The organism is Steroidobacter sp. (assembly GCF_016790065.1).
Lineage (GTDB): Bacteria > Pseudomonadota > Gammaproteobacteria > Steroidobacterales > Steroidobacteraceae > Steroidobacter.
The window spans coordinates 21,135-31,739 of the sequence record NZ_JAEUPY010000624.1 but is presented as its reverse complement, the minus strand read 5'-3'; the positions used below and the strand labels follow the sequence as shown (position 1 = coordinate 31,739).

6 protein-coding genes are annotated in these 10,605 nt (G+C 61.2%); all 6 read right to left on the bottom strand.

All coding sequences use genetic code 11. The annotated features are described in order from the left end of the window. Positions 1–137, bottom strand: a 137-nt coding sequence (locus tag JNL55_RS37520) for a GIY-YIG nuclease family protein (RefSeq protein ID WP_415923168.1), incomplete at its 3' end; no start/stop codon positions are given. 53 nt (positions 138–190) lie between these two features. Next, a complete protein-coding gene (locus tag JNL55_RS25720; protein ID WP_293861121.1) occupies positions 191–1,519 on the bottom strand; it encodes a peptide MFS transporter in 1,329 nt (442 codons plus the stop codon). 5 nt (positions 1,520–1,524) lie between these two features. Next, positions 1,525–2,703: a M24 family metallopeptidase gene (locus tag JNL55_RS25715; RefSeq protein WP_293861118.1), complete on the bottom strand. Its 1,179-nt coding sequence runs from the start codon at positions 2,701–2,703 to the stop codon at positions 1,525–1,527. Continuing rightward, the gene (locus JNL55_RS25710; RefSeq protein ID WP_293861115.1) at positions 2,669–5,875 is read right to left on the bottom strand and encodes an amidohydrolase family protein; all 3,207 of its coding nucleotides are present in this window, start codon (positions 5,873–5,875) and stop codon (positions 2,669–2,671) included. Before JNL55_RS25710 ends, JNL55_RS25715 begins: the two co-directional genes overlap by 35 nt. Position 5,876: 1 nt before the next feature. Next, the gene (locus tag JNL55_RS25705; RefSeq protein ID WP_293861112.1) at positions 5,877–8,000 is read right to left on the bottom strand and encodes a penicillin acylase family protein; all 2,124 of its coding nucleotides are present in this window, start codon (positions 7,998–8,000) and stop codon (positions 5,877–5,879) included. Positions 8,001–8,003: 3 nt separating this feature from the next. Next, positions 8,004–10,574 carry a TonB-dependent receptor gene (locus JNL55_RS25700; protein WP_293861124.1) on the bottom strand — a complete coding sequence of 857 codons (2,571 nt, stop codon included), beginning with the start codon at positions 10,572–10,574 and terminating at the stop codon, positions 8,004–8,006. Positions 10,575–10,605 lie beyond the last annotated feature (31 nt).

Here is a 10,605-nt window from a genome sequence, read left to right as displayed (position 1 = left end):
GTGGTCAGCCGATTCTTCAGATTGCGCGCTTTGCCGACGTACAGCACTTCGCCGTCGGCGCCGATCATGCGATAGACGCCCGGACGCTGGCTGACATTGGCCAGGAACAGCTTGGAGTCGAAGGCGACGGCACTCATGCCGCCATTTTAAAGGATATGACCGGTCAGCGCCGGTCAGGCATTAGCCGCCGTCAGCGATCTTGTTCCGCGCCGTGCATCCAACGGCGCAGGGTCGGTGTCAGCGTGGCGATGACCAACGCGACCGTCAGGCAAGCCGCACTGAAGCTGCCAAAGACTGTGGTGAATGCGATTCCTTGCACCCACATGCCCACATAGCCGGCCAGCCATGCTCCGATGCCCATGAAGATGTACCAACCGCCGATCAGCAGGACCGAGTAGCGCGCCGGCGCCAGCTTGCTGGTCAACGCAATCTGCGGTGCCCAAACCAACGCGTCGCCCAAGCCGAAAAACAAGTAGGCCACGATCACCCACGGCCAGGCCGGTGAGGCATCGGCCGCGAAATGCTCGATCGCCGCCAGCGTCAGATACCCCACCGTCAGTGCCAACATGCCCAGCGCCAGTTTGTAGCAGGCGCTGGGATTGCGGCCGGTCGCCTCGAGCCGTCGCCACAACAGCGACAGCACCGGTGCGAACAACAGAAATGCCCACACACTGGTGGTTTGCAGCCAGGTAGTTGGGATCTGGAACCCGGCGAGCGTGCGATCCACGTGCTTGTGCGCGTACAGGTTCAGCAAGCCAAGCATCTGGTAGTACCCGACTGAATACAGCGCGGTGAACAGTCCCAAGATCCCGATGACCCGGAGTCGTTGCCGCTCGCTGGCGTTCAACGGTGCCGCTTGAGTCTGTGCCGGCCGAGATATCGTGGTGCCGATGTCCTGCAGCCATTCGCGCTGGCGTGCCAGGTAAGCGGCCAGGCCGAGCAACATGCCGAGCGCGGCAGCACTGAATGCTTGATGCCACCCCACCCGCTCGCCTAGATAGCCGACCGTCACTCCGCCGAGCAACGCACCGATGTAAATGGCGACGAAGAAGTAACTGAAGCCTTCGTCGAGGCGCGCCCCACCCTCTGGATACAGCCGCGCTACCAACGACGAGATGCTCGGCTTCAACAACGCCGTACCGCTGAGAATCAGCAGCAACCCGCTCATGAATGCCGTCGTCCGTACCGACACCTGTAACAACGGCGACGTGGCCAACAACAGGTGTCCGCTCATGATGATGAGGCCGCCCCACAGCACCGCGCGTCGCTCGCTCATCACGGTGTTCACTAGCCACGCACCTAGCGCAGGCAGGATGAAACCGAGACCGGCATAGGTGCCGTACAAGCGGAGTGCGTCCGCGTCCGACCAGTGCCAGCCGCCGGATTGCGCATCGGCAGTGAGGAACAGCACCAGAACGGCGGCGAGTCCCCAGTAACTGAATCGCTCCCAGAATTCGGTCAACGCCACGAGGAACATGCCCCGCGGATGACCGAACCAGGTGGCTGCTGGCCGTTGCATGCAGACTAGTCGATGACGTAGAGCTGGCGCGGCAGACTGCAAAACGACTGCGCTCCGCTATCGGTCACACGCAGCGTCTCGCTGAACACATAACCTTCTTCGGGTTCCCAGATGCCGAGAATCAAATGCAACGTGGAGTCAGCGCGCAGCTCGCGTTGGTCCTCTCGCTGCAAACTGTAACTGCCCTCGGTCCAGTCGATACCGATGCCATAGCCGATGCGAGACTCCTTGCGTACACCGCGGCCATCGAAGTGCTTCCAGAAGGTATCGTAGACGTCGCAGCAACGCGCTCCAGTTCGCACTGCCGGCAAGGTAGCTTCGAATGCGTCACGCACGACAGCGTCGATCTCTCGCAATCTCGGCGGCGGCGAACCCAAATACACCGTGCGCGATACAGCCGCACAGTAGCGGTATCGGAACGCGCCGAGTTCGAAGTTAGTCTGCGAACCCCGAGCGTAAACGCGATCCGACCAGTTGAGATGCGGCGCATTGGCGAATGGCGTGACCGGCATGGTCACCGCTGCAATCGGCGCGCTGCCTGCGGTGCCCGGTAAGCCGCTGCAGAGCTTGCCGACGATGGTCGCGCCTACTTCGCTTTCTGACGTACCAACCGCGATTCGCTCGATGCCAGCCAGCAAAGCCTGCTCACCGATTCGCGCGGCCTCGGTCATGCGCTTGAGTTCAACAGCCGACTTTACGGCCCGAATCTCGCTGAACCAACCGTCTGCATTGCTGAGAGCAACATCACCGAGTCCGTCGACCAGCGCTGCATGCGCATCGACGCCTAGCCCCGGACCGTTGCGCTCGACGGCGATATGTTTGGTCCCAGTGCGTGCGCGAATCAATCGCCCGATCTCTTGCCACACGGGTAGCAAGCTGAGCCCGAGCACCCGCTCGCCGTAGGCCACGATGTTTGCAGACGAGAGCCAGGTCGTCGCGGTGGCACACCACACGTCCATTTGGCGGAGTATCAAGATGGGTTCCGGGTTTTGCAGTGTGACCAGCATGCCCTGCGGTATGTAGGCCGAGTTGCCCTGGTAGCCGGTGAGATAGCTGATGTTGGATTCGCTGATGACGAACAGCGCCTCCACTTTCGCTCTCGCCATGCGTGCCTGCACAGCGGCGAGTCGTGCGCGAAACTCCGGAACATCAAAGGCCAGCGGCAGAGTCTGAGTCGACGGCATGGAGCGTTCTCGAGGACAGAGGTGAGAAGTGCGGGAACAGTTGATCGAGCGTGGCGGCGTCGAACAGGCGACCATCGCTCATCACATAGCGAATCGACGTGGAATGGCGCAGATCTTCGAGCGGGTTGTGCTCGAGCACTTGCAGATCCGCGAGCTTGCCTGGCTCAATCGAACCGAAGTTGCGACCGTGACCGATGGCCTGCGCATTGGACAGCGTCGCGAGTCGCAAGGCATCGTGAGCCGACATGCCGCGGCCTAGTAGCCATAGCTCCCAGTGCGTCCCCAGACCTGCCAGCGCCCCATGCGAGCCGAGACCGACGCGTCCACCTGCTGCCAGAATCTTTCCGGCTTGCTCAGCAACGGCTGTCGTCGCGAACTGATTGGGATGTGCCAACGTCATCCAGGGTCTCAACGCTTTGCGCGCCAGCTCCGCTTCAGGCAGGAAGCGACGTAACTTTGCGTCGTTGTAGACATCGTGTTCGCGATAGAACAGATGCTCGCCTTCCAAGCGCGGCACGCCTTCCAGAATAGTCGGCGTGTAGGTGATGCCGCTGGCCGCGAACAGCTTGATCACATCGTCATAGAGCTGAGTCGGCGCGAATGAATGCTCCACGCCAGCGAAGCCATCCATGGCGAGCGTCAGGTTCATCTTGAAATCGCCGTTACCCTCGGCGGTTACCGTGAGTCCTTCTGCATTCGCCGCTTGGAGCAATCGCTGCCGCGCTTGACGATCGCCGACTCGATAACTCTTCAGCGTTTGGGTACGGAAGAACTGTCCATAGCGCTCGGCGACATTGCGGGCATCGGCGGGACTGCGAATATCCTCTGCCGTGTACACGCCGCGACCCGTTGAGAACACGCGCGGGCCGAGAATGTCTCCTAGCGCAACTCGATCACTGTAAGTCAGTACGTCGAGCGTTTCCGTCTGCGGGTCACGGATAGATGTGACTCCAAACGCCAGATGAGCGAGGTATTGCCACACTTGCTTTCGATGAACTCCCCACGCTGGCCACACATGGGAATGGATATCGACGAATCCAGGCAGGATGGTCTTGCCGCTCACATCGATGACGCGCGCACCTTGGGGGATCGCCACCGTGCCGCGAGGAACGACCGCTACGATCCGGTTGCCAGTGACGACGATGTCTGCGTCCTCGATCACCTCGTTGCCACGCATCGTGATAGCTCGCCCGCCGCTCAGCACGACTGAGCTGGAACTCACGTTGCGCTTCATCCGCACGAACAAATCTCGGCGTGACGGTACCTGCGACTGCGCAAACAATGAACTCCCTAGCGACCAACGAGCGCCCGAGTCGCGGCTCCATGCGATGAAGTCAGCACCGACGCTCGAAAGGCGAACTGCAGATGTGGCCGTCGCTTGATCCGGCAGGACGATGTCTTGGCGCGCGTCCCGCTGAGCTTTCAACTGGATGGACCAAGCCTGATTGTTGAGCAAGGCCAGCGCGCGTGTTCCGTCCGGAGACATGAGGATTTCGTCGGCCAGAACACGCATGAGTTTCATGCCGTCCCACCCGACCACTCGCAGCTCGACGCGCCGATCGCTGCCATCCCATCGCACGCTGACCAGCCCGTCGACAGGATCTTTGAAGAAAATCCGCTCCGGATCTGTCGCGAAATGGGGCATGCCTGCGCGGATGCTACGCAGCTGCCCGACCGGTGCGTCGCGAACCGCAGTGATCGGTTTGATCGCACCGCCTGCCGCCGGCAGCCACACCAGTTCGCCACGAAGCAACGGCTCCGGCTCGGACAACAAGCCCATGCGCAGTTGTTGTGGGCTGCGAATCGCGACGATGCGACGACCATCGGGGCTGTACTCGATGCCCTCGTAGAGACCTGGAGCGGATGTCAGTCGCTGCGGCCGTCCTTCGACGTCGACGCGCATGCGCCAGATCGCGCCGCCGTCTCGATCGTCCCAAGTCACGTACGCGATGTAGCGGCCGTCGGGCGACCACGCTGGGAAGAATGCATTGTCATGCTCAGCACTCAACCGCCTAGGCGCCGATTGGCCGTCAGCATTCTGTTGGATCCAAATTCTGCCGAGCGCTGAAAACGCCACGGCGCGTCCATCAGGCGAATAGCTGGGCTGCTCGATGCGTCTAGCCGTTACCGCGTCATCGGCAATCGAGTACTCGTGCTTGGACTGCGGAGTGACGCCGACGTCCACGGCTGCCTTGAACGGAATCTGTGTTTTGGCACCGGAGGCGATCGCGACCCGCCAGATCTTGCCTTGAAAGGAGACAATCAACGCCGAGCTATCCGGCGTAAACGCCGCGCCGCTGGCCAGATCGCGCATCGGAGCCCAGCCTTCTTGCTCGTCGCGATCGATGTCTGTCAGCAGTGTTCGTTCTTCGCCAGACGCGAGTTCCACCAGATTAACGGCGGTGCGCTCGGCATAGCGAGTGACATAGGTGAGATAACGGCCGTCGGGGCTGAGCGTGGGACGCAAGCTGCCGCCGAGTCGGCGAATCCACGGATCGATGCGTCCCGTGATGCGATCCAATCGCACGATCTGCCAGCTGCCGTATTCACGCGGCACGCCCCGGGACGCAAATACGTACCGAGCATCGGCTCCGAATGCGGCACCAAGCATGCTCTGCCGCGCATCGTTGTCGGTTCCAGTCAGCGCTTGGCCAGCGCCACTGCCCGTCGACGGATAGAGCATCAGGTCGACATCGCGACCATAGATGTTCACGTTCGCGCCGGTACTGCGGGAAACAACCAGCGATCCACCGTCCGGAGTCCATTCGGGTGAAATGAAAATCTGGTCGTGCTCGGCGGTGACCGCTCGTGCATGGCTGCCATCAGCAGCGATGATCCAGACGTTGTCGCCGCCACTGCGGTCGCTGATGAAGGCTATGGAGCGGCCATCAGGCGAGTAGCGTGGCTGTGCATCGAACGCGCTACCGCTGGTGAGTCGTTTGGCTTCGCCACCAGTAACAGGCAGCGTGTACAAGTCGCCGAGCAGATCGAACACCAGCGTTCGCCCATCCGGTGAGATGTCGAGCGACAGCCAGGTTCCCTCCTCGGCCGTGAACTGCAAACGCTGCGTTGATTCGGGCAATAGCGGCAACTCATCGCCAGCTGCAAACACAGCGCCCACGAATAGCATCGAGAGCAGCACGAAGCTGCTCGTCAGGAAATAGCGCTTCATTCTAGAAGCGCTCGCGTAGCTTCGTATGCTCTTCGACGTCGCGCCGGTCACGCCACAGCGGCCGCAGCTTGCCCTGCGAGAACAGTTCGAGCTGATCACCTACATGCGGCGAGCCTGGCTGGCTGGAGTTGCCGTAAGGAAGGATGCCTTCGGCACGCGTCGGCTTGGAGAATTCCACTACGGCAATGAAGGTGTCGCCGCTGCTGATCGCGTACTTACCATCCTCCGCGCGACGAAAGCCTCCGTCCGCAGCCGTGCCATAGAACACGCTGGCAACTCGCGAAGGCACGTCCTTGTCACCCACCCGCATGCGATACACGTCACCGAAAGGAACATCGAGCGCGCCGTAGCGCTCGCGAACTTCTTCGGCAGCTTTAACGAGCGTCTGCACGGCGTTTGCCGGCGACTTCAGGCCGCGCGGCGTCGTGAGCGGGGCCTTCTCATTCCACGGTTCCGCAAACCAATCACCGCTCGGCCCGCCCATGGCATCTACCCACTGCAGAAACAACACAGCGCCTCGGCTGTCGGGATCGACGTGACGATTCCAGGCTTGAAGCACTGTCGCGGCTTCACGTGCAGTGCCGTCGTCCGTAGTCGCTACCGCCGCGAACAGATCGGGCAGGAAGCGATCCGCCATCTCGACCCGATTGGCATTGCGTTGACGGACCAGTTCCTCGAACGACAGCTTCGGTGTAGCGAGCAGGTTCTTGGTAATCGACTGCGCGCGAAAATCCATCGCAGGCGCAGGCAAGAACTTCGAGTAACGCGCCGGATCCAGTTCCCACGGGAAGGTCGACGACCACGGCGGATCGTTGGAGTTCTGTAAGAAACCTGTAGTTGGATCGGCAAGGCGCGGCATCTGCGTGATTGGCAGCGTCTTGCTCCACAGGTATTCAGAACGATCGCCAGGCACGATGCCCCGCCAGGTCTGTCGATCGCCGACGCGACGGTCAGGAAGATCGGCGTTGTACTGGAACAGAATGTGCCCGCCGCGGTCGGCGTAGACCGTATTGAAGAAGGACAGCGGCAAGCGCTGATTCACTGCCTCGAACTGTTGCATGGTGCGCGCTTGGAGCAACGACCAGAAGCGCTCGACGATGCGCTCCCCTTCGCGTCCGCTGATTCGCACCGCCAAGGCCTTGCCGGCGGCGGCATCGTAATAGATGACCGGCCCGTGCACCGAGCGTCGACGTTCGAGAACTTGCTCGGTCACCTTGCCGTCTGCGCCACGGACTTTGAGCGTGACATCGGCTAGCCGCTCGAATGAACGTACTTTGCCATCGAACAGATAGCCCTCGCCTTGTAGCGTCAGCTCGTAGGTATCTACGCCGTCATAAGGATTCACGGTCTGGGTCCATCCCAGATCGGGCGTGAACCCGAGCGACAGGAAAGGCTGACCCAGCAGGCTTGCACCATAGGCATCGATGCCCGGCGCAACGATGTGCGACTCAAAGAAGGTGAGTTCGCCGCCCCAGCTCAGATGCGGATTGATGACCAGCATGGCGTTACCGTTAGTGGAACGCTTTGGCGCAATCGCAAAACCGTTCGAGCCACGCGGTGCGTTATCGCGCGCTTGCTTGGTCCGACTAATGTACTCACCGATGGCAGAGGTATCGGCTTCGTGCATCAGGAAGCCAGCAATGAGCCGCGTGTTATGAGCGACGATGAGCGATGGCTCGACGGGAAACACCCAGCGATTCTCGGCCGCCAGCGCGTCGGGATGAGCCGCGACATATTCGTTCATGCCACGCGCGAACGCTGCGATCCGCTCGCGATAAGGCCCGCGCTCCTGCTCGAACCATTGAGCGCTGCGTTCGAGCACACCGAGGTTATGAACCATGGCGTCGCTACTGGCGTATTTACTGCCCCAATGCTCTGCAGCCCGCCCACGAACCTGCCCGAGCGACACAGCTAGCGTATTGGCATGTGCGCGAGCCTGCGCCCATCCCATCAGATAGAACGCGTCTTCTTGAGTGTTCGCATACAAATGCGGCACACCCCAACTATCCCAAAGAATCTCCGAGCTGCGTTGCTGGTTGTCAGCACTGACGTTCGTCAACAACGCCAGCGACCCGGCCGCGACGACGCACAGTCGTCGCAGCATTCCCCCGATGAGTGAACCCACGGCTCAGAATTCCATGCTGACGCGCAGACCGACCAAGGGGCGCGGCGAGTTCACCGCCGAACCGGTCAGTGAGAAACCACTCAGCAGCACGCCGCCGGAATAGACTTCGTCGAACACGTTCTCGCCGAACACCTCGGCCATCCAACGGTCGCTCCGCACACCCAAGCGCAGGTCGACCACGTCGTAGGACGGCAGATATTCCAGCTGATTCGGATCGTCCAGGCTTTCCAGCCGATTGCTCATGTGCAGATACGACGTTCGTACGAAGCCACGCAAGTCCCCGGACAGCGGACGTTCGTAGTCCACGACCAGGGTGCCCGTGAAGTTCGGCGTGTTTGGCAGGCGCTGGCCGGCCAGACTGATGCCGTTGCCATTGATGAAGTCGCGCACTTCGGTGTTGAGCACGCTGACACCCGCGGTGATCTCCAGGCCGGTTAGCGGCAACGCGCGCAACTCCAACTCCGATCCATACACATTGGCGCGGCCGACGTTGTCGGTGAAGTTGCGGCCTGAGGAGAAGTCGTAGGTCGAGATCTGCACGTCGCTCCAATCGGTGTAGAACGCGGCAATGTTCAAAGCCAGCCGGCGGTCGAAGAAAAACGCTTTCATACCCAGTTCGTAGTTATCGGCCTGTTCCGGGCCGAAGGTGGGCTTGAACGGCGTCAGCAATTGAATGCCGCCTGCTCGATAGCCGCGAGCAAACGTGGTGTATAGATTGGTGGACGCACCCACTTCGTACTGCAGGCTCAAGCGCCCGGTGACCTTGCTCGACTCGCCGGCGCGTGTTTCATCCGCCAGCGGCCCGCCGCTCAGCAAATTGAAACTGCCGACCTGACTCTGCTCGATGCGATCGTCGTTGTAGCGCAGGCCGCCGATGACTTTGAATCGGTCGGTGAGCCGATAGCTCAGCTCAGTGAACAGGGCTTTGCTGGTGGTGTCCTTGAGAATGTGCTCGCCGAACAACAGCATGTTGTTGGGGAACAGCGGCGACCCACCGACGGTGGTGATCAGCTCCGCATCCGAGCCGAAGTAGGTGTTACCGCGCCCGTCGCTGTCCGCCGCTGAGTAGTACGCACCGAAGATCCAGCCGAACGGTCCCGTGCCATTCGATTGGGCTCGCAGCTCCGTGCTCCAGAAATTGTCGCGCACATATGGCGAGACGTTGTAGAACAAGTTGTATTCGGAATAGTCGTAGTCGGTCTGTGCGTCGGAGCTGCTGTGCACGTAGCCCGACACGGACACCAGCGAGAAGCTATCGAAGTCGTACTGCGCACGCAGCGTCGCGAGCGTGGTTTCCGAATTCAGAAAGCTGCGGGTATCGCTGGAAATGTATTTGTTCTGGTCCGGGTAGTAGCGCGGGTAGCCCGCCGGCAATGAGCCCGGTGGCAGCGCGCCCAACCCTGCGTCGATCAATTGCTGAAACAGTGCCATCTCGCCGATTAGATGACCGTCGGTTACGGTGTTGGGAAAGCCCTGCTCGTATTTCTGTAACGACACTGCGCCATCGATGGTCAGGTCTGCCACTGGCGTGAGTCTCAGAGCGGCCCGAAATCCCGTGCGTTCGTAGTCGTTGGACTGTCCGGTCGGGCCGACATTCTTCAGATAGCCGTCCATACCGCGATACGAAGCACTCAAGCGCACGGCTGCGATGTCATCGATCAACGGCACGTTCACAGCACCGCGGATGGCGCGACTACCGTGCGAGCCGCCCTCCGCTTCCGCTGAACCGAACACCCCGTCATGGCTCGGAGCAATGCTGGTGATGTTGATGGCGCCGGCAATCACGTTGCGTCCAAACGCCGTACCTTGCGGACCTCGCAACACTTCGATGCGTTCGACATCAGCCAGATCGGCGCTGACGTTGCCTGAGCTGGCGCCGGTCAGTTCGAATTCATCCAGATACAAGCCGAAGTTGCTGGCCTGGCCGCCCAACCGCCCGATGCCGCGGATGGTCACGTTATAAGAGCGTTCATCGCCACCCAGTTCGGCATTCAAGCCCGGCGTGAAATTGGCGTAGTCCTCCAACTTCACGATGGCGGACTTGTCGATCTGCGCCCGCGTGAACACCGTGATCGACGTCGGGACTTTTTCGAGGCTCTCTTCGCGCTTCTGCGCGGTGACGATGATTTCTTCCAGCCCGAGTGCTTCAGGCGTCTGCAACGCGCCGCTGGCAGCTGACGCGGCATCGGCTGGGGCCTGCGCCAGAATCAGGTTGGCATTGCTCTGGGTGGCAGCCGCCTTGTCACGTTCGACGATAGCGACGGTTTGCGCATCGATCTGACGAAACGCCAGGCCGGTGTTTGCCAGCAGCGCCGCCAGCGCTTCGGATGCCGGCAACTCGCCGTGCACGCCGGCGGAACGCAGCTCGGCTTTCATACCGGCCCACATCAATAGCTGCACCTTGGTCTGGCTGGAAAAGGCCAGCAGCGCCGTATCCAGCGACTGTGCCGGGATTTCGAAACGATGCCGGGCTTGCAGATCCACTGCATTGGCGGCCAAGGCACCGAATGCGTAGGTGCTGGCGACCAGGGCTGTGCAAGCCAGGCGGATGCGTGCGCGAAGGTCTCTGTGCATACTCACTACCGTTGTCCCCTAGAATGTCCGG